The organism is Pseudomonas sp. TWI628 (assembly GCF_039673865.1).
Classification (GTDB): Bacteria; Pseudomonadota; Gammaproteobacteria; order Pseudomonadales; family Pseudomonadaceae; genus Aquipseudomonas.
Window position 1 is genome coordinate 107,959 of sequence record NZ_JBDJMM010000012.1, and the last position, 25,974, is coordinate 133,932.

Genomic DNA, 25,974 nt, shown 5'->3' on the forward strand with positions numbered 1-25,974 from the left:
CCGCCCAGCGAATCCATGGCCATCGCCGACGCCACGCTGTACCTCGATTTGCTGGTGAACCAGGTGCCCAGGGCTGAACTGGTAGCGGTGCAGCAACGTGCCGGGCGCCTGTACCTGGACAGCGATGTGCTGCGCAACCTCAGTATCCAGCTGCCGGGCGACCCGCAGGGTGAGCTGGCGCTGGACGATGTGCCGGGCCTGCACAGCGATTACGACAGCCAGAACCAGCGCCTGCTGCTGCAGGTGCCGCCGGCCTGGTTGCCAGACCAGCAGGTCGGTGATCGCGGCCTGTATCCAGCCACTGAGGCGCGCAGCAGCTTCGGCGCCTTGTTCAACTACGACCTGTACCTCAACGACACCGACGATGGCGGGTCCTACCTGGCAGCCTGGAACGAACTGCGCCTGTTCGACAGCTGGGGCACGTTCTCGACCACCGGCCAGTGGCGCCAGTCGTTCAATGGCGCGCAGAGCGATGCCAACCGGCAGGGCTTTCTGCGTTATGACACCACCTGGCGTTTCACCGATGAACAGCGCCTGCTCACCTACGAGGCAGGCGACTTCGTGACCGGGGCTTTGCCCTGGACCAGTTCGGTGCGGGTGGGCGGCGTGCAACTGTCGCGTGACTTTGGCGCCCGTCCGGATCTGGTGACCTATCCGTTGCCGGCCTTTGCTGGTGAAGCAGCGGTGCCGACGTCGCTGGACCTGTTCATCAACGGCTACAAGTCCAGCACCGCCGAATTGCAGCCAGGCCCCTACACCCTGACCAACGTGCCGTTCATCAACGGCGCCGGCGAGGCCGTGGTGGTGACCACCGATGCCCTGGGCCGGCAGGTATCCACTACCTTGCCGTTCTACGTCACCAGCAGCTTGCTGCAGAAAGGCCTGTCGGACTTCTCGGTGGCCGCCGGCAGCCTGCGCCGTGACTATGCCGTGGAAGATTTCGGCTACGGTACCGGTGTTGCCTCGGCCAGCCTGCGCCACGGCGTCAGCGACAGCTTCACGCTCGAAACCCATGTCGAGACTGCCGAGTCGCTGCTGCTCGGCGGCCTGGGCGGCAACATGCGCCTGGGGACCTTCGGTGTGCTCAATGCCGCCTTGGCGCAGAGCCAGTTCGAAGGCGAGAAGGGCCATCAGGTTGCCCTCGGTTACCAGTACAACAGCCAGCGCTTCGGCTTCAACTACCAGCGCCTGCAGCGGCATGGCGAATACTCGGACCTGACCCGGGTCGATACCCCCGACATGCAACTGAGCCAGCGCAGCGAACAGGTGACCCTGAGCGTCAACCTCGACCAGTACGGCAGCCTTGGCGCCGGCTATTTCGATGTGCGTGCCGGCGACGACACGCGCACCCGGCTGATCAACCTGAGCTGGAGCAAGCCGCTGTGGGGCAACAGCAGCCTGTACCTGTCGGCTAACCGTGAGGTCGGCGACAGCAACTGGGCGGTGCAGGCGCAGGTGGTGATTCCGTTCGACTTCGGCGGCACCCTGGCGGTGGGCACCGAACGCGGCAAGGACGGCGAGAGCCTGCAGCGGGTCAATTACAGCCGCGCCGTGCCGGTGGGTGGCGGCGTCGGCTATAACCTCGGCTATGCCAGCGGCAGCGACCGCGATGCCTATCGCCAGGCTGATGTCACCTGGCGCCTGCAATCGGTGCAGCTGCAGGCCGGCGTATACGGCAGCAGCGGCGAGATGACCCGCTGGGCCGACGCCAGCGGTTCGCTGGTGTGGATGGATTCCGGCGTGTACGCCGCCAACCGCATCGACGATGCCTTCGTGGTGGTCAGCACCGGTGGCTACGCCGATGTGCCGGTGCGCTACGAGAACCAGGAAATCGGCCGTACCGACCGTAGCGGTCACTTGCTGGTGCCTTACAGCAGCGGCTACTACCGCGGCAAATACGAGATCGACCCGATGAACCTGCCGCCCGATGTGCTGGCCGCCGAGGTGGAGCAACGGGTGGCGGTGCGCCGTGGCAGCGGCTACCTGCTGGAGTTCCCGCTCAAGCGCGTGCTGGCGGCGAGCATCGAGCTGGTCGATGCCAATCAGCAACCGCTGAAGCTTGGCAGCAAGGTCAGCCATCAGGAAAGCGGCAGCCAGGCGGTGGTCGGCTGGGATGGCCTGGTGTACCTGGAAAACCTGGCGCCGCACAACCGCCTGCAGGTTGCAGTGGAAGGAGGAGGGCAGTGTCAGGTCGAATTCGATTTGCCGGAGTCGGCGGGTTCGATCCCGTTGATTGGTCCGCTGCCATGCAAATGAAGCGGCTATTGTACAGTCTGCTGCTGTTGCCGGCAGGTTCTGCCTGGGCGCTGTGCTCGTCGGTGGCAACCACGCCAGCGGCGTTCGGCACGATCAACTCGACCCTGGTACGTACCACGGTGCAGAACGCTTCGAGTACCAACTCCGGGCTGCAGTGCACCGGGTCGCTGCTGAGCCTGCTCAGTTCCAACGATCATTTTTACGCGACCATCACCTCGTCTACCAGCGGGCTGGTCGGCCCGACGGGCGACGTCATTGCGTACACCCTGTACGCAGACAACAGCACCAGCTACCCGATCACACGCGGCGTTGCCTTTGACTTCGCCCGAAACGGCATCCTCGATCTGTTGGGGTTGTTGAATGGCACCACGCCCAAGTCAGTGCCGCTGTACATGAAGACCCAGGTCGGCAGCAATGTCGCGGCGGGTTTGTATCAGGAAACCCTGACCATCGCCTGGAGCTGGAACTACTGCTCCGGGATCGGTGCCGGCAGCATCTGTCTGGGGCGAGATATCGGTTCTGGCAGCCAGACGATGATCGTCAACCTGACAGTGAGCAACGACTGCCAGATCACCACACCCAGCATCAGCTTCGGCAGCGCGCCGGTGGTGGCCGGGTTTGGCACCGTTAGCCAGAGCGTGAGCCTGTCATGCACCAAGGGCAGCGCCTACACGGTGGGCTTGAATGATGGGGAGAACGTGTCGGGTGGGCGGCGGCGGATGAAGTCCACGGCCGGCAACTACCTGGCCTATGACATCTTCAAGAGCGCCGGCACCGTGCGCTGGGGTTCGCTGACCAGCGCCCGGCGCGCGAGCAGCGATGCCGATGTAAACCCCGGAAACGGAACCGGGACGGGCAGCCAGGTGTTCAACTACAACGCCAAGGTCTACACCGACCAGGCCACGCCACCCGCGGCGAGTTATGTCGACAATGTGATCCTGGATGTGGCGTTCTAACCTGCTCAGCGCAAATCGTCGACCATCTTCAACAAAGTTGCCAGCACCGCCCCGGCCAACTCCTTGGACCGCGCCCCCGACCATTCGGCCAGCGGTTCCGGTGCATCGTCATGGTCCTTGAACGGCATCTCCAGGGTCAGCGACAGGCAGTCATACGCCATCCCCACCGCATTGCACGCCAACGTGGTATTCGCCTGCCCCGGTTCGTCCCGCGTGTAGCCATGCACCGTCTGGAAGTCTGGGGTCACGCTGCACAAGGTCGTGCGGAACTGTTGTTCCAGCTTGGCCAGTCGTGGCGTGTACCCCGGGTTGCCCTCGCAGGCCGCCGTGAATACATGCGGGATTTCCTCATCCCCATGTACGTCGATGAATGCATCCACCCCGTACTGCTTCATCTGCGCTTGGGCAAAGAACACCTCCGGGCTGAACTCGACACTGGCATCCTGCCAGGCCCGGTTCAGGTCCTTGCCTTTGAAGTTGGTGCGCAGGTGGCCGAGGAAGGCGCCGTCCGGGTTCATGTTCGGGATCAGGTACAGGTCGGCTTTTTCCAGCAGCTTCTGAACGGTTGGGTCATTGGCTTGCAGCCGGTCGATCACCCCCTCCATGAACCACTCGGCCATGTGCTCGCCTGGGTGCTGCTGGGCAATCAGCCACAGCTTGCGCTTGCCCGCCGCACCATCGCCTGCGCGCAGCAGTGGGATGTCCCGGCCTTGCACGCTGCGGCCGTGGGCCAGCAGCTCGACGCCAGGGATCTGCTGGGCGCGTTCGATCAGCTGGTTGTGGCGGGCACGCGGATAGGGCTCGAAGTAGGCGAACCAGGCCTGCTCCTGCTCGGCCTTGAGCTCGAACGACAGCGCCTTGCCATCGAACTGGCTCGGCACGCGGAACCAGGTCTGTTGGTCGTAGGAGGCCACGGCGTTGTAGCCGCTCCAGGCGTTCTTGTAGGAAGACTCGCTGGCGTTGTCCAGGCTGAAGCGGTGGACCTCGCCCGGGGTGAGGCCGCTGACCTTGAAGTGGAACCACTGGAAGTGGCCGCTGTTCGTGTCCGGGCGGATGGCCAGGTGCACCTGGGCCGGGTTGCTGGCATCCAGGACCTGGATGTTGCCGGAATCGAAATCGCAGTCGATTTGCAGGGGGGACAGCTTCACGGTCATGGGCGGGCTCCTTGGGATTTGTTGTGGGGGTACTGTACACCGCTTGGGGGTGGGGCGTGTGATGAGAAGGGCTGGATCGCTTGTCTTGATCGCGATCAGTAGTTGCTTTGTAACTTGAGTAACCAAGTGTGAATGGGCTGAGGAACACCAGAGATTTCATGCTGCTCAGCTGCTGAATGCCGCGATTTCTTTGCTGTTCAGTGAATTGCGAGGTTTGGAGTTTATGGCGGGAACCAAGCTCGAAAAACGCCAGTGCTGGAAAATTCCTACAGATCTTTGGGGATTTTCCTTCAATGATTCAGCTTGTGCATCTTGCATTGATGACTAATTATTAGTGCGTCGCAATGACGCGGCACTCAATGGAGAAATTGAAATGAAAGAAGTCAAAATGGAGTCTCGTAAACTGGCCAATCTGGCTCACCTGGTCAAAAAGGCCTAATTAGGCTTTTAGGCTGATAACTAAGCGCAGAGCCGGCCTGCGCTTAGTCAGCCAGTGGAGGAATTGATGATCAGTGAAGATTGTTTTTTTATAGTGCTCGGCTCATCCCTCATTTGCTGGGATTTCAAGGCGCATAAGCAGTATGAGTTATCAGCCGCTCATGCTCGGCGCTTGATTTTTTTGATTTATAATCAGGACTGCATTGACCAGGGCTGCAAAGTTGATCAGGAGTTGATTCGCGCAGGGCTCGTGAAATCTACTCAAGAGCAATCGGACTATTGGGGGTGGGACGTACTGTCCAGAATTTTTCACTTCGGCACGAAGAATATTCCCCTGGACGATATACCTCAAGATGAGGAGGAGTGGGCGAAGCTGTATTTGGAGCATTGTGACGGTGCATGGGCGAAACCGCTGCCTATAGATTACGCGCAAGATGGAGGTGAAGCGGGTGTCTTGCTTCCTCGGAAAACGTGTGAAGGGGAACTCGAGCAAAGTCTGTGTCGTCGCTCGACTGCCAGGGAATTTATTGATGTACCACTTCGGCTAGAGATATTGGCGAAAATTCTTCAGTTTACATTGGGGTTTATAGATGGCCGCGAAGTTCCGGAGGCTAGTGGGTTGCCTGATTCCCTCCGAAAGCGCCGGTGCAGCCCATCCGGCGGGGGACTGAATTCAACTGAAGGCTATGTGCTGGTGAGAAGTGTCGAAGGGCTTGACGAAGGGATCTATTACTATGATGCCGCCAGTCATCGATTGCTTCTCAAATCTACTGACGTGCCGTCAGTGGGGCAGATGCTATCGGGGCAACATTTTGCGAATAATCTGTCCGCTGGCGTATTTTTTACATCAAGGTTCGATAAATTGTGGTGGAAGTATGAGCATTCGCGCGCATATCGCAATGCACTACTGGAAGTGGGGCACATCGCTCAGACGTTTCAGATTATCAGTACTTCCCTTGGCTTGGGGACCTGGCTCACAGGAGCGCTGTGCGAACAGGAAATAGAGCCTTTCCTAAAGTTGGAAAATTCCCACGAGCAGGTGCTTTTCTTTGTGGGTTGTGGGTACACCAGTGGTGAGGCCACACCTGAAAGCCTGAGGATGCTGTCACGCTAGGGGGCGTCGTTTGGATGAGCCAACAGAAAGAAGTAAGTCGTGCCGTCACGGTGTTCAATACGTGGGATAGCACCAGTTCCGTTCGTGCTCGCCCTTATGCATATGAACTCTCCGGACAGGATTTTCTACGGGCAGAGCCGAGCTTATGGTTTCCCGCGGCTTTAATGCCGATCATGGGGTGCCCGGGAATAGAAAATTTGCCTCTCCAGGAAGTTCGCAAGCTGCATGTCAGTCATTTGCTGTATTTCCTGGACTATACAACAGAGCTTGAGATGACTATCGTCAACAAGGCGGTCAACTGCATGGTGCATGGCGAGTTATCTATGCACTTTTCGGTGGGGGAGCGTTGTGAGGTCTTAAAGCTGTATGCTGATGAAGGGTATCATGCCCTGTTTTCCAAGGATCTGGCCGAGCAAATTGCTGGTTACCATAGGCTGGAAAGGTATCGTTCAGTTCGCTTAAAACATTTGAGTAGGCTTTTGGCTCGCTGTTCCGGCAAGTGGGAAGAACTTGCCTTGTTTGTGATGGCGTTCATTTCTGAGACCGTCATAACACGTGAGCTATCGCTGTTGGGACAGGATGACTTGAATGTGCCTGTTTTCAGCATGCTGACAGACCATTTGCATGATGAGGCCAAACATTCGGTTTTTTTTGCCGACTGCTTTGTCAAGCTGTGGGGACAGGCGTCGACCTCCGAAAGGGACTTTGTTGTAAATGCATTGTTGGTGGTGGTGCGCATTTTTTGCCGTCCAGATATTTCATTTATAAGGTTTCAGGTAAAAGATACAGCGCTTTGTCGTGAGCGTGTTGTAAATCATATTAGGCGAAACTGGCGTCGTAGGGTTACCTCTACTTTGCAATTGACTCTGAAAGCTGTAAGGCGTACCGATCTGCTCTCGAATGCATCCTACTTTCGCCAGTTGAAAAATGAGGGTTGGATCGATGAATAGACGAGACGCTTCGCAGTCCACTCGCTGTTATGTTTTATTGCTCCTCCTCATCAGTCTTCTGGGCGTGTTTCCGCTCGATGTGATATTGCCCTCTGTGCCTTTGTTGGCCCGGGACTTTGCTGTCGATGCGCAGTACATTGCCTATTCGATCAGCCTGTTCGCTGTCGGTGTCGCCATTTCGCAAACCATCATCGGTCCGCTTTCTGACCGAATGGGGCGAAAGCGCCTGCTGATTGCTGGTCTAGTGGTTTCCGTTGCAGGTGCGGTGGGGTGTATCGTCGCAACCAGTTACGAAGGCTTCATTGCCTTTCGTTTACTACAGGCGTTGGGCTGCGGGTGCTTCGTGCTTAGCCAGGCGCTGGTGCAGGATAAGTTCAGTGGCCAGCAGCGCAATGCGATGCGTATCCTGATGACCAGCGCAAGTGGCTTGTTTATTTCTTTATCGCCGCTTGCAGGCAGTGTGCTCCAGCAATATCTCGGTTGGGCAGGCAGCTTTCAGGTATTTGTAGTGCTGGCCATTGTTGTACTGGTGCTTGCCTTGAAGTTGCTGCGAGAGAAGCCGACATCACCTGGCAGTGCAGGCGTATTAGATAGTTATCAGGCTTTGCTCAAGGACCGCGCTTTTCTCGTCAGTTCGCTATTTTCTTGCTTGGCGTTCGCCTGCCATTTTTCATTTGTGGTCGTCTCCCCACTGTTGCTCATCGAGCAACTGGGCCTGACGGAGTTCGCCTTCTCCATGGTCTTTCTCGGGTATGGGCTGGCGTACCTGATCGGCGGCTTCATTGCCAGCTGGCTGAATGGCCGCATTGCGATGCAGGCGCAGGTAGGTTGGGGATTCGCACTTATCGGTCTGGCTGGGCTTGCTCTGTGCCTGGTTCTCACCCTGCATGAGCTTGGGGTTTTCAGCCTTATGCTTCCATTGGTGCTCTGTACCATCGGTACAACCATTGTGCGGCCAGCTGCAACGAGTCATGCGCTGGGGTTGCACCCGCAGCGTGCAGGTGCTGCGGCGTCGCTCAACAATACGATGCTGTTTGCATTCGGTGGGTGCGCCAGCATGCTGGTGGCTTCGATCAGCGGCAGCTTGCCGATGAGCCTGGCGCTGGGTTTTGTCGCCTGCAGCCTTACGGGCTGGTGCTTGCTTATCTATCTGAAAGGTTTAGAGCGGCGCCAGCGGGTTTGTGACTCAGGCCCAATAGCCAAACAACAGTAGCGCAGCCAAGCCCAAACCAACCGCCACCGAGCACCCACCCACCGAAATCGCCGCACGCCCTTGCCGATACCAGCCATCCTGCCCCAGCTCCCGCGCCGGGTCGAGCAGGCTGCGCCAGCGCAGCTCGGTATCGTGAAACGCCAGCAGGTGTGCAGGCGCCGCATCCAGCCAGCGGCGAAAGTCGATGCGCTCGCACGACGTCACGTCCGGGCTCTGCAGGCGCACATACCATTGCCCGGCCAGACTGGCCAGTGCATCCCCGCGTGGTTGCACCACATGCAGGGCCTGGTTCATGTTGCGTTCGATGCTGAGAAGCGGGAGGTCGAGGCGCTTGGCGATGCTGGCAAAGTCCAGCTGATCGAGGCGGTTGAGCAGGAACACTTGCTGCACACGCCGAGGCAGGCGCTTGAGTGCATACAGCAGCTCATTCTCGACAGCATGTTCGCGGGAAGGCTTGGGATGCTCAAGGGGCAGCAGCAGACGGCTCATGGACAGCTCCTTGCTCGGGGTAGGGGTGGGGGCATCGTCCTTGATGCAGAAACAGCGTAGTTAAAACGAGATTGATTCTCAAGTGCTGATTCCGCAAAGATTTGTAATGAGCGTTCACGCTCTGAAACACTTTTGCTATCATGCGCGCCATCAACGATCTTCATTAGCCTGAAGAGCCAAAAAAAATGACCCGGCAAAAAGCCGGGTCAAAAACCGTGATTAGCCTGATGAGGAGATAATCTGGAGCGACCTAAGCTCCGGGTTATCCAGCAGATCTTGCGATCAGCTGAGTGCAATAATAATAGTTATCATTTGCGAGTCAAATGAATTTTCATTTATCCGGTAAAAAAGTTTTACCGGCGCGCTTCCTTGTCCCGGCAAACGGGGCCTTTGTCCGGTATCCGGCCATCACGTTTCTCCCTTCTTCTTTTGCCTATAACCCGTTCTGCAGGGCGCGTCTGTGCTCCAGCAGGGCCCTGGCCATGTCGATCATGTGCATTAGCGCGAACGTCAGTTCGCGGGTGCTGCCTTCCTGGTGAGTGGCGGTTTCGTGGGCTGTGGCGGCGGCGCAGCGCAGCAGCTCGATGGCGTGGTTCTGGGCCTGCTCGGCGGTGACGTCTTCGTGCAGGGTCCAGATTCGGTTATGCGCGCTTGGGCGCGTGGGGTTCGGATTAAGGTAGTAATCGAGCGCGCGGCGGGCTGCTTCGCTGTCGAGATCTGTTACGTCGTCTTTCGGTGGTTTCATCCTGATACCTGCGCAGGCCAATGGGAAAGGGTTCTGCCTGAGTTTAATACCTTGGGTATTTATGTGCTTTTCTAGAAATAATACTGAATGTTTATTGAGCGCCAGAAGGCAGTCCGTATCGTGCCAGCGATGAATATGGATAAATGGATTGCCCTCGTCCGTGACCGGATGGAGGAGCTGAAGCTCACCCAAGAGCAGCTTGCCGAGCGCGTTGGCGTGTCTCAAGGCAGCGTGGGGCATTGGGTGAACAAGCGGCGCCAGCCGAAGATCGAGTCGATGAACCGTACGTTCGTCGAGATTGGCATGCCCCACTACAGCGTCAGCTTGCAGCTGCGCATTCAGGGTCAGGTTGGCGAGGAGCGTGGCATCTACGAGGTGGATGACGACGATGACGAACTCGACCTCATGCAATACATCGTGTGCTTTCGCTACCCGGTGTTGGCGTGGGATGAGCTAGGTGCCGCAGAGACTGTCGAGCCTGGTGTATTCGAACAGACGGACTACCTGGCCCAGGGCAAGGCGTTCTGGTTGACCGTGGAAAACGACACGATGAGCTCGGCCAGTGGCCGCAGTGTGCCGCAGGGCATGCGAATACTGGTGGATCCGGGGCTGGAAGTGGAGCCGGGGCGCTTGGTGATTGCCCGGCAGCCGGGCAAGACGGCGATCCTGCGTGAGCTGGCCGAGGAGGGTGGGCAGCAGTACCTGAAGGCGCTGAACCGCAGTTATCCGACGCTGGTGTGTGAAGAAGGCTGCGAGTTTCTCGGCGTGGTCGTGCGGGTGCACGGCGTCTTCTAGATTGCTGGGGCCGCACAGCGGCCCCTGTATGCCTTACTCGGCCAGTTCGACCAACACCGTCCCTTCGCTGACCATATCCCCTTCCTGACAGAACAGCGCCTTCACCGTCCCGGCTTGGGGCGCACGAATGCTGTGCTCCATCTTCATCGCCTCAAGCACCACCAGCGCGGTTCCAGCCTCCACTGGCTGGCCAGGCTCCACCAGTACCCGCACGATGCTGCCGTTCATCGGCGCACCCAGCCCACCCTGATGGCTGTGGCTGGCCTCAGCCTCGGCGATCGGGTCGAAGGCTTCGATGGCATGCACCTCGCCATCCCAGCGCAGAAACAGCGTGCCAGCGCGACGTACCGCCAGATAGCGACGACGGATACCGTCCTGGTCATGGCCCAGCTGCTCTCCATCCAGCTGCCAGGTCGAAGCGGCACTGTGCTCCAGGGCAACCGCCTGGCTTTCGCCACCACTGACCAGGTGCAGGCTGCTGCGCGCCGGCAGCCCCAGGCGCAGGCCATTGCGCGCGGCCCACGGCGAACGTGCATCGTCGGCCCGCTGGTGTGGCGCCTGGCCTTGCAGCCAGGCTTCTGCTGCAGCTTCCCAGAAGCCCGCAGGCAGTGCCTTTGGTGCTGGCAGCAACACATCCTGATGCCGGGGAATGAAGCCGGTATCCAGTTCGGCTGCGGCAAAGGACGGGTGGGCCAGGATGCGCCGCAGGAAGGCAATGTTGGTCTTCAGCCCACCAATGGCAAATTCATCCAGCATCGCCAGCAAACGCAGGCGTGCCTGCTCGCGGTCCTGCCCCCAGGCGATCAGCTTGCCCAGCATCGGGTCGTAGAACGGCGACACCACATCGCCTTCGCTGACCCCGCTGTCCACCCGGCGGCCTTCGCCGGGTGCCGACTCGCGGTACAGCGTGAGCGTACCGGTGGCCGGCAGGAATTCATTGGCCGGGTCCTCGGCATACAGCCGCACCTCGATGGCATGGCCGATCAGCGGCACCTGCTCCTGGGTGATCGGCAGCGGCTCGCCGCAGGCCACGCGAATCTGCCAGGCCACCAGATCAAGGCCAGTGATGGCTTCGGTGACCGGGTGCTCGACCTGCAGGCGGGTGTTCATCTCCATGAAGAAGAACTCGCCACGGGCATCGAGCAGAAACTCGACGGTACCGGCACCGACATAGCCAATGGCTTGGGCTGCGCGTACTGCGGCCTCACCCATGGCCCGGCGCAATTCGGCGGACAGGCCCGGCGCTGGCGCTTCCTCAACGACCTTTTGGTGGCGACGCTGGATCGAGCAATCACGCTCGTTGAGGTACAGGCAGTTGCCGTGCTGGTCGGCGAACACCTGGATTTCCACGTGGCGTGGCTTGAGCACGTACTTTTCCACCAGCATGCGCGCATCGCCGAATGACGATTGCGCCTCACGCTGGGCCGAGGCCAGGGCGTCGGCCAGCTGGCTTTCGTCCTCGACCACTTTCATGCCCTTGCCGCCACCCCCTGCGCTGGCCTTGAGCAGCACCGGGTAGCCGATGCGTTCGGCGGCGGCGCGGAAGGTATCCAGGTCCTGGGCTTCGCCGTGGTAGCCAGGCACCAGTGGCACCCCGGCGTCTTCCATCAAGGCCTTGGCCGCCGACTTGCTGCCCATGGCATCGATGGCGCTGGCCGGTGGGCCGAGGAAGATCAGCCCGGCCTGTTCGATGGCGCGGGCAAAGCCGGCATTCTCGGACAGGAAGCCGTAGCCCGGGTGGATGGCCTGGGCGCCGCTGGCCTTGGCCGCAGCGAGGATCTTGTCGACCACCAGGTAGCTGTCGGCAGCCTTGCTGCCGCCCAGGTCGACGCGAACATCGGCTTCGCGGCTGTGGCGGGCGTCACGGTCGGTGGCGCTGTGCACGGCGACGGTGGTCAGGCCCATGGCCTTGGCGGTGCGCATCACCCGGCAGGCGATTTCGCCACGGTTGGCGACCAGCAGGGTGGTCAAAGCGGGGCGGCTCATGGGCGCGGCTCCTTCTTGTCGTCGGTTTGCCAGGCGGGGCGGCGCTTTTCCAGGAAGGCGCGCAGGCCCTCCTGGCCTTCGGCGCTGACGCGGATGCGGGCGATGGTGTTTTCGCAGTAGCGGCGCAGGGCCGGGCTGAGTTCGCCGTCGTCCACTTCACGCAGCAGGTCTTTGGTGGCGCGCAGCGCTTGCGGGCTGTTCTGCAGCAGGTTGTTCACCCAGATTTCGACCTGGGCGTCCAGCTCACTGGCCGGGTACACCTCGGCCAGCAGGCCCAGCTCGCGGGCCCGCTCGCCGCTGAAACGCTCGGCGGTGAGGGCGTAGCGGCGTGCGGCGCGTTCACCGATGGCCTTGACCACGAACGGGCTGATCACCGCCGGGGCCAGGCCGATGCGCACTTCCGACAGGCACAGCTGGGCGTCTTCGGCGCCAATGGCCATGTCGCAGCAACTGATCAGGCCCAACGCGCCGCCGAAGGCCGCGCCTTGCACCACGGCGAGGGTCGGTGCCTTGAGGCGGTGCAGGGCGTACATCAGCTCGCCGAGCTCGCGGGCGTCATCCAGGTTGGTGTTGAAGTCCAGCTGCGCCGATTGCTGCATCCAGGCCAGGTCGGCACCGGCGCTGAAGTGCCGGCCACGGCCGCGCAGCAGCAGAAAGCGCAGGCTGGCGTCTTCGGCCAGTTGGTCGAGGGCGACGATCAGCTCGCGGATCATCAGCGCGTTGAAGGCGTTGTTCTTGTCCTCGCGGCTTAGCCACAGGGTGGCGAAGCCGCGGGGGTCGCGGATCACTTCGAGGGTGCTGAAATCGCTCATGGTCACATCCGGAAAATGCCGAAGCGGCTCTGTTCGATCGGGGCGTTCAGCGCGGCGGATAACGCCAGGCCGAGCACGTCGCGGGTTTGCGCCGGGTCGATGACACCGTCGTCCCACAGGCGGGCGCTGGAGTAGTAGGGGTGGCCCTGGTGCTCGTACTGGTCGAGGATCGGCTGCTTGAGCTTTGCCTCGTCCTCGGCGCTGAAGGCCTGGCCGCTGCGTTCACTCTGCTCGCGCTTGACCTGGGCCAGCACCCCGGCGGCCTGCTCGGCGCCCATCACGCCGATCCGCGCATTGGGCCACATCCACAGGAAGCGCGGGTCGTAGGCGCGGCCGCACATGCCGTAGTTGCCAGCGCCGAAGCTGCCACCGATGATCACCGTGAACTTCGGCACCTGGGCGCAGGCCACGGCGGTGACCAGCTTGGCGCCGTGCTTGGCGATGCCGCCTTCTTCGTATTTCTTGCCCACCATGAAGCCGGTGATGTTCTGCAGGAACAGCAGCGGGATGCCGCGCTGGCAGGCCAGCTCGATGAAGTGCGCGCCTTTTTGCGCAGCTTCCGCGAAGAGGATGCCGTTGTTGGCCAGGATCGCTACCGGGTAGCCGTGCAGGTGGGCGAAGCCGCACACCAGGGTGGTGCCGAACAGGGCCTTGAACTCATCGAACACCGAGCCGTCGACCAGCCGTGCGATCACTTCGCGCACGTCGAATGGCTGCTTGGCATCGGCCGGGACCACGCCATACAGCTCGTCGGCGGCATACAGCGGTGCCACTGGCGCCTGGCGCTGCAGCTTGCCGAGCTTGTGCCAGTTGAGGTTGGCGACGCTGCGCCGGGCGATGGCCAGGGCGTGCTCATCGTTGTCGGCGTAGTGGTCGGCGACGCCGCTGGTGCGGCAGTGCACATCGGCGCCGCCGAGGTCTTCGGCGCTCACCACTTCACCGGTTGCCGCCTTCACCAGCGGAGGGCCGGCGAGGAAGATGGTCGCTTGCTGGCGGACCATGATCGCCTCGTCCGCCATGGCCGGCACGTAGGCGCCACCCGCGGTGCAAGAGCCCATCACCACGGCGATCTGCGGGATGCCCAGGGCACTCATGTTGGCCTGGTTGAAGAAAATCCGCCCGAAGTGCTCGCGGTCGGGGAACACTTCATCCTGGCGCGGCAGGTTGGCGCCGCCGGAATCCACCAGGTAGATGCACGGCAGGCGGTTCTGCAGGGCGATGGTCTGCGCGCGCAGGTGTTTTTTCACCGTCAGCGGGTAGTAGGAGCCGCCTTTGACCGTGGCGTCGTTGGCCACGATCATGCATTCCACGCCTTCGACGCGGCCGATGCCGGCGATCACGCCGGCGGCTGGCACGTCTTCGCCGTACACCTCATGGGCGGCCAGCTGGCCGATCTCGAGGAACGGCGAGCCCGGGTCGAGCAGGCGGTCGATGCGCTCGCGCGGCAGCAGCTTGCCCCGCGAGGTGTGCCGCTCTTGGGCCTTGGGGCCGCCGCCCTGGGCCACCTGGGCGAGCAGGCCGCGCAGGGCCTGGACCTGTTCGAGCATGGCCGCGCTGTTGCCGGCAAACTCCGCCGAACGCGGGTTGATCTGGGTGTGCAAGGTAGCCATGTGCGCCCGTCCCCTGTGCTCAGCGGGTTTCGTTGAACAGTTCGCGGCCGATCAGCATCCGGCGGATTTCGCTGGTGCCGGCGCCGATTTCGTACAGCTTGGCGTCGCGCAGCAGGCGGCCCGCCGGGAATTCGTTGATGTAGCCGTTGCCACCGAGAATCTGGATTGCTTCCAGGGCCATTTGCGTGGCGCGTTCGGCGGTGTAGAGGATCACCCCGGCGGCGTCCTTGCGGGTGGTCTCGCCACGGTCGCAGGCCTGGGCTACGGCATACAGATAGGCGCGGCTGGCGTTGAGCTGGGTGTACATGTCGGCAATCTTGCCCTGGATCAGCTGGAACTCGCCGATGCTCTGGCCGAACTGCTTGCGGTCGTGGATGTACGGCACCACCAGGTCCATGCAGCTTTGCATGATGCCGGTCGGGCCGCCGGACAGCACCACGCGCTCGTAGTCCAGGCCGCTCATCAGCACGCGCACACCACCGTTGAGCTGGCCGAGGATGTTTTCTTGCGGCACTTCGACGCCGTCGAAGAACAGCTCGCAAGTGTTGGAACCGCGCATGCCCAGCTTGTCGAACTTGTTGCTGCGGCTGAAGCCCTTCCAGTCGCGCTCGACGATGAACGCGGTGATGCCGTGCGGGCCCTTGTCCAGGTCGGTCTTGGCGTAGATCACGTAGGTGTTGGCGTCGGGGCCGTTGGTGATCCAGGTCTTGCTGCCGTTGAGCACATAGTGGTCACCGCGCTTCTCGGCGCGCAGCTTCATCGACACCACGTCGGAGCCGGCGTTGGGTTCGCTCATGGCCAGGGCGCCGATGTGCTCGCCGCTGATCAGCTTGGGCAGGTACTTGAGCTTCTGCTCATGGGTGCCGTTGCGGTTGATCTGGTTCACGCAGAGGTTGGAGTGGGCGCCGTAGGAGAGGGCGACCGAAGCGGAGCCGCGGCTGATCTCTTCCATCGACACCACATGGGCCAGGTAGCCCAGGCCGGCGCCGCCGTATTCCTCGGCAACGGTAATGCCCAGCAGGCCCATGTCGCCGAACTTGCGCCACATGTCGGCGGGGAACAGGTTGTCATGGTCGATCTGCGCGGCGCGCGGGGCCAGCTCGGCGGCAACGAAGGTGCGCACCTGGTCGCGGAGCATGTCGATGGTTTCGCCCAGGGCGAAGTTCAGGGAGGGGTAATGCATGCTGGGGCACCTTGTTGTTCTTGAAATTGGATTACACCGTAGCCCATGGATTCGCTGGCGGATGTGCAGGGGCAGGTGTGGTTCATCACCTTTACGTTAACGTAAACCTGCCTTCGATTACTGTCAATCCGATCATCACCTTTACGTAAACGTAAATCTGCGCCAGAGTATTCCCAGCTCGCTTCAGCCGTGCCCAGAACAACCACAAGAAGGGACACCCATGAGTCAACCAAGCTACACCCGTGGCCGCCAGGACCAACCGCTGCTAACCCTGACCATCGGCCAGGCCTTCGACGCCACCGTGGCCCGCTGCGCCGATGGCGAAGCGCTGGTGGTGCGCCACCAGGGCCTGCGCTACAGCTGGCGGCAGCTGGCCGAACAGGTCGACACCCATGCCCGCGCCCTGATGGGCCTGGGCGTGAACAGTGGCGACCGGGTCGGCATCTGGGCGCCCAACTGCGCCCAGTGGTGCATTTTGCAACTGGCCAGCGCCAAGGTTGGCGCGATCCTGGTCAACATCAACCCGGCCTATCGCGTGGGTGAACTGGAGTACGTACTACGCCAGTCCGGTTGCCGCTGGCTGGTGTGTGCCGATGCGTTCAAGACTTCTGATTACCATGCCATGGTTGAGGAACTGGTACCGGAGTTGCCGACCGCGAACCTTGGCGAACTGGCCAGTGAACGCCTGCCCGAGTTGCGCGGGGTGATCAGCCTGGCGGCCAACCCGCCCAGCGGCTTCCTGCCCTGGCCGGCACTGGCCGAGCGGGCAGGGCAGATCTCGAGCGAAGCCTTTGCAGCGCGTCAGCAGGGCCTGCAGTTCGACCAGCCGGTGAACATCCAGTACACCTCCGGCACCACTGGCGCACCCAAAGGTGCCACGCTCAGCCACTACAACATCCTCAACAACGGCTTCATGGTCGGCGAAAGCCTGGGCCTGAGCGAACGCGACCGCATGGTGATCCCGGTGCCGCTGTACCACTGCTTCGGCATGGTCATGGCCAACCTCGGCTGCATCACCCACGGCAGCACCATGGTCTACCCCAACGATGCCTTCGATGCCGAACTCACCCTGCGCGCCGTGGCCGAGGAGCGCGCCAGCATCCTGTATGGCGTGCCGACCATGTTCATCGCCATGCTCGACCACCCGTCGCGCACGCAGCTGGACCTGTCGCCCCTGCGCAGCGGCATCATGGCCGGCGCCACCTGTCCGATCGAGGTGATGCGCAGGGTCATCGACCAGATGCACATGGCTGAAGTGCAGATCGCCTATGGCATGACCGAAACCAGCCCGGTGTCGCTGCAGACCGGCCCGGATGACGAACTGGAGCTGCGCGTGACCACCGTCGGGCGGACCCAGCCACAGCTGGAAACCAAGCTGGTGGACGCCGATGGCTGCATTGTTGCCCGAGGCGAGATTGGCGAACTGTGCACCCGTGGCTACAGCGTGATGCTCGGCTACTGGGACAACCCCCAGGCCACGGCAGACGCCATCGACCCGGCCGGCTGGATGCATTCGGGCGATCTGGCAGTGATGGACGAGCACGGGTATGTGCGCATTGTCGGGCGCAACAAGGACATGATCATTCGCGGCGGCGAGAACATCTATCCGCGTGAGCTGGAAGAGTTCTTCTATACCCATCCGGCGGTGGCCGATGCGCAGGTGGTCGGTATTCCTTGCAGCCGTTATGGCGAGGAGATCGTCGCCTGGATCAAGCTGCATCCGGGGCACAGCGCTACGGTTGAAGAACTTCAGGCCTGGTGCAAGGAGCGGATTGCACACTTCAAGGTGCCGCGGCATTTCCGCTTCGTTGAGGAATTCCCGATGACGGTCACAGGGAAAGTGCAGAAGTTCCTGATGCGGGAGATCAGTGTGTCGGAGATTATGGCTGTAACCTCTGGTTAAATCATGAGCTTTACTGCCCTCTTCGCGGCCACACTCGCGAAGAGGGCAGTCAGATCAGCGCGACTTTACTGCTTTCCACAATTCTTGAGCCAGGGTACTGACAGTCATACTGCTGGGTTCCAGCTTGAAGCTGGCATCGAAGTCCGATTTCAACTGCAAGGCGGCGAAGTTGAGCTTCTCTCTGTCCATGTCGACCAAGCGTGTGCCTGGCGTCGGCTCGACAATGCCCGCATCCTCCAGATACTCCATAACGTACTGCTCATACTCTTTTTGCTCAGCGGTAGTCATTACGTCCTCCATGGTGAATCTTCCTGTAGTAATGAGGAGACTCATCATCGAAACAACGCACCAACCGCGCTACTGGCAAAAATATCAGGTCCGGTCGTCTACCCTTAAGCCTTCACCGGTGGTTCATCATTCGGCGGATCCCCCACCGTCGGCGGCATGGTCGGCTTGATCGGCAGCTCGTCCGGGTCTTCCTCCGGCACGGCTGGCGGCAGGCTCGGGTCGTCGATGTTGGGGTCGGGTGTTTCCGGTGGAATTGGGATGTTCATTGCCTGACCTCGCATGGGTGAATTGAAGAGGTACTGCAGGCTCTGACCGCTGGCAGCTGCCGTTCGCTCAATTTTTTTGAACCCCATGCCTGTGCCCGGCTCTGAACCCTTACCGCCAACAGCCTGAGGGAGCAAGGTCGATGACACGAAACGAGCCCTTTGCAAGCGTGCCCGTGGCGAACGATCACCCGGACCAGGCCATCAGCCTGTCCCAGGCGCTGCTGGCGCCGCGCATCGTGATCGAAGGCACCCAACCGGTGCTCGAAGCCGGCACCTTCGCCGCCAAGGCCGTCAGTGGCCAAGCAGTCGCCGTCAGCAGCAAGGTCTACGGCGACGGCCACGACCGCCTGGCGGTGGTGCTCAACTGGCGCCACGCCCATAGCCGCCGCTGGCACTGCGTGCCGATGCAGTCGCCGGGCAACGACCTGTGGCTGGCCGAGTTCACCCCCACCGAACTGGGCCCCCACCTGTTCAGCATCGAGGCCTGGATCGACCCGTTCGCCACCTACTGCCACGATCTGGAGAAGAAGTACCACGCCGGGGTCGAGGTCAAGCTGGAGCTGGAGGAGGGCCGGCTGATGCTTGGCCAGGGTATCAACCTCAGCGAAGGCGTGCTGCGCGAGGAGATCGAAGCCCTGCAACAGCAACTGGTTTCGCTCAAGGCCGATGATCAGGTGGCGCTGCTGCTGCATCCAGATACCGCACGGCTGATGGCCGCAGCCGAACACCGCAGTTACCTGACCCGCAGCGATGAATTCCCCATCGATGTCGACCGGCCGGCAGCGCTGTTCGCCAGCTGGTACGAGCTGTTCCCGCGCTCGGTCACCGACAGCCCCGAGCGCCACGGTACCTTCAACGACGTGCACCAGCGCCTGCCGATGATCCGCGACATGGGTTTCGACGTGCTGTACTTCCCGCCGATCCACCCGATCGGCACCCAGCACAGGAAGGGCCGCAACAACGCGCTGCGCGCCGAGCCCGGCGACCCTGGCAGCCCTTATGCCATCGGTAGCGCGCAGGGCGGCCACGAGGCCATCCACCCGCAGCTGGGCACGCGCGAGGACTTCCGCCGGCTGGTCGCCGCCGCGGCCGAGCATGGCCTGGAAATCGCCCTGGACTTTGCCATCCAGTGCTCCCAGGACCACCCTTGGCTCAAGGAGCATCCCGGCTGGTTCAGCTGGCGCCCGGACGGCACCATCCGCTATGCCGAGAACCCGCCGAAGAAGTATCAGGACATCGTCAACGTCGACTTCTACGCCGCCGACGCCGTACCGAGCCTGTGGCTGGCCCTGCGTGACGTGGTGGTCGGCTGGGTCGAGGAGGGCGTGAAGACCTTTCGCGTCGACAACCCGCACACCAAGCCGCTGCCGTTCTGGCAATGGCTGATCGCCAATGTGCGCAGCCAGCACCCCGAGGTGATCTTCCTCGCCGAGGCCTTCACCAAGCCTGCGATGATGGCGCGCCTGGGCAAGGTGGGGTATGCGCAGAGCTACACCTACTTCACCTGGCGCAACAGCAAGCAGGAGCTGCGCGAGTATTTCGAGGAACTCAACCAGCCGCCGTGGTGCTACTGCTACCGCCCGAACTTCTTCGTCAACACGCCGGATATCAACCCGTATTTCCTGCATACCTCGGGCCGCGCCGGGTTCCTCATCCGCGCCGCGCTGGCGACCATGGGTTCGGGGCTGTGGGGCATGTATTCAGGCTTTGAACTGTGCGAAAGCGCAGCGTTGCCGGGCAAGGAGGAGTACCTGGATTCGGAGAAGTACGAGATCCGTCCGCGCGATTTCAACCAGCCAGGCAACATCATTGCCGAGATTGCCCAGCTCAATCGCATACGACGTCAGAACCGGGCGTTGCAGACGCACCTGGGGGTGGCGTTCTTCAATTGCTGGAACGACAACATCCTGTACTTCGCCAAGCGCACGCCCGAGCGCGACAACTACATCCTGGTGGCGATCAGCCTCGACCCGCACAACGCACAAGAGGCCAGTTTCGAGTTGCCATTGTGGGAGCTGGGGCTGGACGACAACGCCGATACCTTGGGTGAGGACCTGATGAACGGCCACCGCTGGACCTGGCATGGCAAGACCCAGTGGATGCGCATCGAGCCCTGGCACCAGCCGTTCGGTATCTGGCGTATCGAAAAGGCCCGCTAGCCCGCGCGCCCAGACAGTTGCGTGCAACCGAGGACAGAAAGGAGTCACCCATGGCCAAGCGTTCCCGCCCGGCAGCCTTCATCGATGACCCGCTGTGGTACAAGGACGCCGTGATCTACCAGCTGCACATCAAGTCGTTCTTCGATGCCAACAACGACGGCATCGGCGATTTTGCCGGCCTGATCAGCAAGCTCGACTACATCGCCGAGCTCGGCGTCAACACCCTCTGGCTGCTGCCGTTCTACCCCTCGCCACGGCGCGACGACGGCTACGACATCGCCGAATACAAGGCCGTGCACCCGGACTACGGCAGCATGGCCGATGCCCGCCGCTTCATCGCCGAGGCCCACAAGCGTGGCCTGCGGGTGATCACCGAGCTGGTCATCAACCACACCAGCGACCAGCACCCGTGGTTCCAGCGCGCCCGCCACGCCAAGCGCGGCAGCAAGGCGCGGGACTTCTACGTGTGGTCGGATGACGATCAGAAGTACGACGGCACGCGGATCATCTTCCTCGACACCGAGAAGTCCAACTGGACCTGGGACCCGGTCGCCGGCCAGTACTTCTGGCACCGCTTTTATTCGCACCAGCCAGACCTCAACTTCGACAACCCGCAGGTGCTCAAGGCGGTGATCGGGGTGATGCGCTTCTGGCTCGACCTGGGCGTGGACGGCCTGCGCCTGGACGCCATTCCGTACCTGATCGAACGCGACGGCACCAACAACGAGAACCTCCCCGAGACCCACACGGTGCTCAAGGCGATCCGCGCCGAGATCGACGCCAACTACCCTGACCGCATGCTGCTGGCCGAGGCCAACCAGTGGCCCGAAGACACCCGCCCGTACTTCGGCGAAGGCGAAGGCGATGAATGCCACATGGCTTTCCACTTCCCGCTGATGCCGCGCATGTACATGGCCCTGGCCATGGAAGACCGCTTCCCGATCACCGACATCCTGCGCCAGACCCCGGAAATCCCCGCCAACTGCCAGTGGGCGATCTTCCTGCGCAACCACGATGAGCTGACCCTGGAAATGGTCACCGACCGCGAGCGCGACTACCTGTGGAACTACTACGCCGAAGACCGCCGTGCACGCATCAATCTCGGCATTCGCCGGCGCCTGGCGCCGCTGCTGCAGCGTGACCGGCGGCGTATCGAGCTGCTCACCAGCCTGCTGCTGTCGATGCCCGGTACGCCAACCCTGTACTACGGCGACGAACTGGGCATGGGCGACAACATCTACCTCGGCGACCGCGACGGCGTACGCACGCCGATGCAGTGGTCACCGGACCGCAACGGCGGTTTCTCCCGGGCCGACCCACAGCGCCTGGTACTGCCGCCGATCATGGACCCGTTGTACGGCTACCAGACCGTCAACGTCGAAGCCCAGGCCCACGACCCGCACTCGCTGCTGAACTGGAACCGCCGCCTGCTGGCGGTGCGCAAGCAGCAGAAGGCCTTTGGCCGCGGCAGCCTGCGCACGCTGACACCGAGCAATCGGCGCATCCTGGCGTACATCCGTGAGTACACCGACGCCGACGGCAACACCGAGGTGGTCCTCTGCGTCGCCAACGTGTCCCGCGCTGCCCAGGCGGCGGAGCTCGAGCTGTCGCAATACGCAGGCAAAGTGCCGGTGGAGATGCTCGGTGGCAGTGCCTTCCCGCCGATTGGCCAACTGCCATTCCTGCTGACCTTGCCGCCTTATGCCTTCTACTGGTTCCTGCTGGCTGCCCACGACCGCATGCCCAGTTGGCACATCCAAGCTACCGAGGGGTTACCCGAGTTGACTACGTTAGTACTGCGCAAACGCATGGAAGAACTGCTCGAGTCCCCCGCCAGCGACACCCTGAACAACACGGTCCTGCCGCAATACCTGCCCAAGCGCCGTTGGTTCGCCGGCAAGGAAGGCCCGATCGACCAGGTGCAGCTGCGCTACGGCGTGCGCTTCGGCACCGCCACCACGCCGGTGCTGCTCAGCGAGATCGAAGTGCTCAGCGACGGCGTAGCGACCCGCTACCAGCTGCCGTTCGGCCTGCTGCCGGAGGAGCAGATCAACACGGCGTTGCCGCAGCAGCTGGCGCTGTCGCGGGTACGCCGTGGCCGCCAGGTTGGCCTGATCACCGACGCCTTCGTCCTTGAACCGTTCATTCGCGCCGTGTTGCGTGCCTGTCAGGACGGCGTGCGCTTGCCCTGCGGCAACGGTGAAGGCGAGCTGCGCTTCGCATGCACCGACGCGTTGGCTGGCCTGGCGCTGAGCGACGAGAGCGAGGTGCGCTACCTGAGCGCCGAACAGTCCAACAGCTCGGTGGTGATTGGCGACCGCGTGGTGCTCAAGCTGATTCGCCGGGTCAACCCGGGCATTCACCCCGAGCTGGAAATGAGCGCCTACCTCACCGCCGCCGGCTTCGCCAACATCTCGCCGCTGCTGGCTTGGGTCAGCCGCGTCAATGAGCAGGGCGCGCCGCACCTGTTGATGATCGCCCAAGGCTACCTGAGCAACCAGGGCGATGCCTGGGCCTGGACCCAGAACACCCTGGAGCGGGCCATCCGTGACGAGATGGAACCGACCCGTGCCGACCCTGAAGCGCACACCGACGCGCTGGCCGAACTCAACGGTTTCGCCGCCTTGCTCGGCCAGCGCCTGGGCGAGATGCACCTGTTGCTGGCTGCCCCGACCCACGATGAAGCCTTCCAGCCACGCCCCAGCGACGCCGACGACAGTCAGCGCTGGAGCGCACAGATCAGCGCCGAACTGACCCACGCCCTCGATCTGCTGGCGCAGCACCGCGAGCACCTCGACACCGACAGTCAGGCTCTGGTCGATGACCTGCAACAGCAGCGTGACGGCCTGGCCCAGCACATTGCCAAGCTCGCCGAACAGGCCCAGGGCGGCCTGCTGATGCGCGTGCACGGCGACCTGCACCTGGGCCAGGTGCTGGTGGTGCAAGGCGATGCCTACCTGATCGATTTCGAGGGCGAACCGGCCCGTCCGCTGGACGAGCGCCGGGCCAAACACAGCCCGTACAAGGATGTCAGCGGCGTGTTGCGATCCTTCGACTATGCTGCTGCGATGATCTTGCGCAGCGCGTCTGCGGTGGACCTTTCCGGCCCGGCGCGGCAAGCCCGGCAACGGGTTGCCCGGCAGTACCTGCACCAGTCGCGGCATGCCTTCGTCGAAGCCTATGGCCTGGCCACCGCCGCCATGCCCCACGCCTGGCAAGAGGCCGAGGGCGAGCGCGCCGCACTGGAGTTGTTCTGCCTGGAAAAAGCCGCCTACGAAATCACATACGAAGCCGAGAACCGTCCGAGTTGGCTGGCCGTGCCTTTGCATGGTCTGCATGGACTGATCAGTACCTGGGGAGAGTCATAGATGAATGCAACCACGCGTGAAAACGGCGGCCTTCGGCAACGGGACCTGGATGCCCTGGCCCGCGCCGAGCACGCCGATCCATTTGCAGTGCTGGGCCCCCACGACGACGGGCAGGGCGGCGTGTTCGTCCGTGCCTTCCTGCCCAATGCCCTGAACGTGCGGGTGCTGGCGCGCCATGATGGGCGCATCCTCGCCGAAATGGTGCAGAGCAGCCTGCCCGGTTTGTTCAGCGCGCACCTCGATGAGGCGCACCCGTACCTGCTGCAGATCGGCTGGGCCGGTGGCGAGCAGGTGACCGAAGACCCCTACAGCTTCGGCCCGCAACTGGGCGACATGGACCTCTACCTGTTCGCCGAAGGCAACCACCGCGACCTGTCCGGGCGTTTCGGCGCACAGCCGCTTCAGGTCGAGGGTGTCGAGGGTGTGTGCTTCTCGGTGTGGGCGCCGAATGCGCGGCGAGTGTCGGTGGTGGGCGACTTCAACAACTGGGACGGTCGCCGCCACCCCATGCGCCTGCGCCACAGCGCCGGGGTGTGGGAGCTGTTCGTGCCGCGCCTGGGTGTGGGCGAAACCTACAAGTTCGAAGTACTCGGCAAGGACGGCATATTGCCGCTGAAGGCCGACCCGCTAGCCCGCGCCACCGAGTTGCCGCCGAGCACCGCGTCGAAGGTGGCCGCTGAGCTGAGCCATGACTGGCAGGACCACGAGTGGATGGCACATCGCGCCGAGCGCCACGCCTACAGTGCACCGTTGTCGATCTACGAACTGCATCCTGGTTCCTGGCAATGCGAACTCGACGAGCTGGGCGAAGTGTCGCGTTACTACAACTGGCGTGAACTGGCCGAACGCCTGGTGCCTTACGTGCAGCAGTTGGGCTTCACCCATATCGAGCTGCTGCCGATCATGGAGCACCCGTTCGGTGGCTCCTGGGGCTACCAGCCGCTGTCGATGTTCGCGCCAACCTCGCGCTATGGCACGCCTGAAGACTTCGCCGCCTTCATCGATGCCTGTCACCAAGGTGGCATCGGCGTGATCCTTGACTGGGTGCCGGCGCATTTCCCCACTGATGAACACGGCCTGGCCCGCTTCGACGGCACCGCACTGTACGAGTACGACAACCCGCTGGAAGGCTACCACCAGGACTGGAACACGCTGATCTACAACCTCGGCCGCAACGAGGTGCGTGGTTTCATGATGGCGTCGGCCTTGCACTGGCTCAAGCACTTCCACATCGATGGTTTGCGCGTCGATGCGGTGGCCTCGATGCTGTACCGCGATTACTCGCGCAAGGCTGGCGAATGGGTGCCCAACCGCCACGGTGGGCGCGAAAACCTCGAGGCCATCGACTTTATCCGCCACCTCAATGGCATCGCCGCCCACGAGGCACCGGGCGCGCTGATCATCGCCGAGGAATCCACCGCCTGGCCGGGTGTCAGCCAACCGACCCAGCAGGGCGGCCTGGGCTTTGCCTACAAGTGGAACATGGGCTGGATGCACGACACCTTGCATTACATCCAGAACGACCCGGTGCACCGTACCTATCACCACAACGAGATGAGCTTCGGCCTGATCTATGCCTATTCCGAGCATTTCATCCTGCCGATCTCCCACGACGAGGTGGTGCACGGCAAGCACTCGCTGATCGACAAGATGCCCGGTGACCGCTGGCAGAAGTTTGCCAACCTGCGCGCCTACCTGACCTTCATGTGGACCCACCCGGGCAAGAAGCTGCTGTTCATGGGCTGCGAGTTTGGCCAGTGGCGCGAGTGGAACCATGACCACCAACTGGACTGGTACCTGCTGCAGTACCCCGAGCACCAAGGCGTGCAGCGCCTGGTCGGCGACCTCAACCGCCTGTACCGCGAACTGCCGGCGCTGCACGAGCAGGACTGCCAGCCCCAGGGCTTCCAGTGGCTGATCGGCGATGATGCGCACAACAGCGTGTACGCCTGGTTGCGCTGGAGCAGCCAGGGCGAGCCGTTGCTGGTGGTGGCCAACTTCACCCCGGTGCCGCGTGAGGGCTACCGGATTGGCGTGCCGTTCGGGGCGCGTTGGCAAGAGTTGCTGAACAGCGACGCCGGGCTGTATGCCGGGTCGAATGTCGGCAACCTGGGGGCGGTGCAGAGTGATGAGGTGGCCAGCCATGGGCAGCCGTTGTCACTGGCACTGAACTTGCCGCCGTTGGGGGTGCTGGTGATGAAACCGGCCTGATGGGTTGCCTGTGCTGGCCTCATCGCGGATAAATCCGCTCCTACGGGGATCACGATTGATCCGCGATAGGGCCAGACC

Annotated in this window: 19 protein-coding genes; 10 read left to right on the forward strand and 9 right to left on the reverse strand. The window is 62.3% G+C overall.

Annotation, left to right across the window (positions count from 1 at the left end; genetic code table 11):
• The first annotated feature begins 15 nt into the window (after positions 1-15).
• Both ABE528_RS11595 and ABE528_RS11600 read left to right on the forward strand, forming a co-directional pair.
• The gene (locus ABE528_RS11595; RefSeq protein ID WP_346653042.1) at positions 16-2,256 is read left to right on the forward strand and encodes a fimbria/pilus outer membrane usher protein; all 2,241 of its coding nucleotides are present in this window, start codon (positions 16-18) and stop codon (positions 2,254-2,256) included.
• Positions 2,247-3,212 (forward strand): spore coat U domain-containing protein, encoded by a 966-nt coding sequence (locus ABE528_RS11600; protein WP_346653009.1) that lies wholly within the window; start codon positions 2,247-2,249, stop codon positions 3,210-3,212. The genes ABE528_RS11595 and ABE528_RS11600 overlap by 10 nt, the downstream gene beginning before the upstream one ends.
• A 5-nt stretch (positions 3,213-3,217) precedes the next feature.
• Here ABE528_RS11600 and ABE528_RS11605 read toward each other — a convergent pair whose 3' ends face one another.
• Positions 3,218-4,366 (reverse strand): M14-type cytosolic carboxypeptidase, encoded by a 1,149-nt coding sequence (locus tag ABE528_RS11605; protein ID WP_346653010.1) that lies wholly within the window; start codon positions 4,364-4,366, stop codon positions 3,218-3,220.
• A 505-nt stretch (positions 4,367-4,871) separates the two neighbouring features.
• On the opposite strand from ABE528_RS11605, the gene ABE528_RS11610 reads away from it, so the two are divergent.
• From ABE528_RS11610 to ABE528_RS11620, 3 genes are read left to right on the forward strand one after another with little or no spacing between them, the layout of a single operon-like run.
• Complete coding sequence (locus ABE528_RS11610) at positions 4,872-5,918, forward strand: SagB family peptide dehydrogenase (protein ID WP_346653011.1); 1,047 nt, start codon at positions 4,872-4,874, stop codon at positions 5,916-5,918.
• 14 nt (positions 5,919-5,932) lie between these two features.
• Positions 5,933-6,868, forward strand: a complete 936-nt coding sequence (locus ABE528_RS11615; protein WP_346653012.1) for a diiron oxygenase — start codon at positions 5,933-5,935, stop codon at positions 6,866-6,868.
• On the forward strand, positions 6,861-8,081 hold the full coding sequence (locus ABE528_RS11620; protein ID WP_346653013.1) for an MFS transporter: 1,221 nt from the start codon (positions 6,861-6,863) through the stop codon (positions 8,079-8,081). Before ABE528_RS11615 ends, ABE528_RS11620 begins: the two co-directional genes overlap by 8 nt.
• Here ABE528_RS11620 and ABE528_RS11625 read toward each other — a convergent pair.
• Positions 8,055-8,570 (reverse strand): DUF4880 domain-containing protein, encoded by a 516-nt coding sequence (locus tag ABE528_RS11625; protein ID WP_346653014.1) that lies wholly within the window; start codon positions 8,568-8,570, stop codon positions 8,055-8,057. The genes ABE528_RS11620 and ABE528_RS11625 overlap by 27 nt on opposite strands.
• 433 nt (positions 8,571-9,003) lie before the next feature.
• Complete coding sequence (locus ABE528_RS11630; RefSeq protein WP_152955940.1) at positions 9,004-9,315, reverse strand: hypothetical protein; 312 nt, start codon at positions 9,313-9,315, stop codon at positions 9,004-9,006.
• Between the two features lie 87 nt (positions 9,316-9,402).
• On the opposite strand from ABE528_RS11630, the gene ABE528_RS11635 reads away from it, so the two are divergent.
• Positions 9,403-10,110 carry a LexA family transcriptional regulator gene (locus ABE528_RS11635; protein WP_346653015.1) on the forward strand — a complete coding sequence of 236 codons (708 nt, stop codon included), beginning with the start codon at positions 9,403-9,405 and terminating at the stop codon, positions 10,108-10,110.
• 33 nt (positions 10,111-10,143) lie between these two features.
• Here the strand turns inward: ABE528_RS11635 and ABE528_RS11640 are convergent, their stop codons facing one another.
• Genes ABE528_RS11640 through ABE528_RS11655 form a run of 4 tightly spaced genes read right to left on the reverse strand, consistent with a single transcriptional unit; the run spans position 10,144 to position 15,701 of the window.
• Positions 10,144-12,096, reverse strand: coding sequence for an acetyl/propionyl/methylcrotonyl-CoA carboxylase subunit alpha (locus tag ABE528_RS11640; protein ID WP_346653016.1), 1,953 nt, complete (start codon positions 12,094-12,096; stop codon positions 10,144-10,146).
• Positions 12,093-12,908 carry a gamma-carboxygeranoyl-CoA hydratase gene (locus ABE528_RS11645; RefSeq protein WP_346653017.1) on the reverse strand — a complete coding sequence of 272 codons (816 nt, stop codon included), beginning with the start codon at positions 12,906-12,908 and terminating at the stop codon, positions 12,093-12,095. Before ABE528_RS11645 ends, ABE528_RS11640 begins: the two co-directional genes overlap by 4 nt.
• Positions 12,909-12,910: 2 nt before the next feature.
• Positions 12,911-14,518 carry a carboxyl transferase domain-containing protein gene (locus ABE528_RS11650; protein WP_346653018.1) on the reverse strand — a complete coding sequence of 536 codons (1,608 nt, stop codon included), beginning with the start codon at positions 14,516-14,518 and terminating at the stop codon, positions 12,911-12,913.
• 19 nt (positions 14,519-14,537) lie between these two features.
• Positions 14,538-15,701, reverse strand: coding sequence for an isovaleryl-CoA dehydrogenase (locus tag ABE528_RS11655; RefSeq protein WP_152955945.1), 1,164 nt, complete (start codon positions 15,699-15,701; stop codon positions 14,538-14,540).
• A 220-nt stretch (positions 15,702-15,921) separates the two neighbouring features.
• Here ABE528_RS11655 and ABE528_RS11660 point away from each other — a divergent pair, with 220 nt between their 5' ends.
• Positions 15,922-17,604, forward strand: coding sequence for an AMP-binding protein (locus ABE528_RS11660; protein WP_346653019.1), 1,683 nt, complete (start codon positions 15,922-15,924; stop codon positions 17,602-17,604).
• Between the two features lie 54 nt (positions 17,605-17,658).
• Here the strand turns inward: ABE528_RS11660 and ABE528_RS11665 are convergent, their stop codons facing one another.
• Positions 17,659-17,892, reverse strand: a complete 234-nt coding sequence (locus ABE528_RS11665; RefSeq protein WP_152955947.1) for a hypothetical protein — start codon at positions 17,890-17,892, stop codon at positions 17,659-17,661.
• A 104-nt stretch (positions 17,893-17,996) separates the two neighbouring features.
• Complete coding sequence (locus ABE528_RS11670; RefSeq protein ID WP_178120061.1) at positions 17,997-18,158, reverse strand: hypothetical protein; 162 nt, start codon at positions 18,156-18,158, stop codon at positions 17,997-17,999.
• A gap of 140 nt (positions 18,159-18,298) precedes the next feature.
• On the opposite strand from ABE528_RS11670, the gene ABE528_RS11675 reads away from it, so the two are divergent.
• The 3 genes from ABE528_RS11675 to glgB are packed head-to-tail and all read left to right on the forward strand — an operon-like array spanning position 18,299 to position 25,896.
• Positions 18,299-20,317 carry an alpha-1,4-glucan--maltose-1-phosphate maltosyltransferase gene (locus tag ABE528_RS11675; RefSeq protein ID WP_346653020.1) on the forward strand — a complete coding sequence of 673 codons (2,019 nt, stop codon included), beginning with the start codon at positions 18,299-18,301 and terminating at the stop codon, positions 20,315-20,317.
• 50 nt (positions 20,318-20,367) lie between these two features.
• On the forward strand, positions 20,368-23,685 hold the full coding sequence (treS, locus tag ABE528_RS11680) for a maltose alpha-D-glucosyltransferase (RefSeq protein ID WP_346653021.1): 3,318 nt from the start codon (positions 20,368-20,370) through the stop codon (positions 23,683-23,685).
• On the forward strand, positions 23,686-25,896 hold the full coding sequence (gene glgB / locus ABE528_RS11685) for a 1,4-alpha-glucan branching protein GlgB (protein WP_152955950.1): 2,211 nt from the start codon (positions 23,686-23,688) through the stop codon (positions 25,894-25,896).
• The last annotated feature ends 78 nt before the right edge of the window (positions 25,897-25,974 follow it).

Bases quoted from the DNA above. Each gene is read 5' to 3' on its own strand.
- ABE528_RS11600 (WP_346653009.1), top strand. From the start codon at position 2,247: ATGCAAATGAAGCGGCTATTGTACAGTCTGCTGCTGTTGCCGGCAGGT.
- ABE528_RS11595 (WP_346653042.1), top strand. From the start codon at position 16: ATGGCCATCGCCGACGCCACGCTGTACCTCGATTTGCTGGTGAACCAG.
- ABE528_RS11670 (WP_178120061.1), bottom strand. From the start codon at position 18,158: ATGAACATCCCAATTCCACCGGAAACACCCGACCCCAACATCGACGAC.
- ABE528_RS11610 (WP_346653011.1), top strand. From the start codon at position 4,872: ATGATCAGTGAAGATTGTTTTTTTATAGTGCTCGGCTCATCCCTCATT.
- ABE528_RS11665 (WP_152955947.1), bottom strand. From the start codon at position 17,892: ATGACTACCGCTGAGCAAAAAGAGTATGAGCAGTACGTTATGGAGTAT.
- ABE528_RS11605 (WP_346653010.1), bottom strand. From the start codon at position 4,366: ATGACCGTGAAGCTGTCCCCCCTGCAAATCGACTGCGATTTCGATTCC.
- ABE528_RS11660 (WP_346653019.1), top strand. From the start codon at position 15,922: ATGAGTCAACCAAGCTACACCCGTGGCCGCCAGGACCAACCGCTGCTA.
- ABE528_RS11645 (WP_346653017.1), bottom strand. From the start codon at position 12,908: ATGAGCGATTTCAGCACCCTCGAAGTGATCCGCGACCCCCGCGGCTTC.
- ABE528_RS11625 (WP_346653014.1), bottom strand. From the start codon at position 8,570: ATGAGCCGTCTGCTGCTGCCCCTTGAGCATCCCAAGCCTTCCCGCGAA.
- ABE528_RS11650 (WP_346653018.1), bottom strand. From the start codon at position 14,518: ATGGCTACCTTGCACACCCAGATCAACCCGCGTTCGGCGGAGTTTGCC.
- ABE528_RS11635 (WP_346653015.1), top strand. From the start codon at position 9,403: ATGTTTATTGAGCGCCAGAAGGCAGTCCGTATCGTGCCAGCGATGAAT.
- ABE528_RS11640 (WP_346653016.1), bottom strand. From the start codon at position 12,096: ATGAGCCGCCCCGCTTTGACCACCCTGCTGGTCGCCAACCGTGGCGAA.
- ABE528_RS11675 (WP_346653020.1), top strand. From the start codon at position 18,299: ATGACACGAAACGAGCCCTTTGCAAGCGTGCCCGTGGCGAACGATCAC.
- ABE528_RS11620 (WP_346653013.1), top strand. From the start codon at position 6,861: ATGAATAGACGAGACGCTTCGCAGTCCACTCGCTGTTATGTTTTATTG.
- treS (WP_346653021.1), top strand. From the start codon at position 20,368: ATGGCCAAGCGTTCCCGCCCGGCAGCCTTCATCGATGACCCGCTGTGG.
- ABE528_RS11615 (WP_346653012.1), top strand. From the start codon at position 5,933: ATGAGCCAACAGAAAGAAGTAAGTCGTGCCGTCACGGTGTTCAATACG.
- ABE528_RS11630 (WP_152955940.1), bottom strand. From the start codon at position 9,315: ATGAAACCACCGAAAGACGACGTAACAGATCTCGACAGCGAAGCAGCC.
- ABE528_RS11655 (WP_152955945.1), bottom strand. From the start codon at position 15,701: ATGCATTACCCCTCCCTGAACTTCGCCCTGGGCGAAACCATCGACATG.
- glgB (WP_152955950.1), top strand. From the start codon at position 23,686: ATGAATGCAACCACGCGTGAAAACGGCGGCCTTCGGCAACGGGACCTG.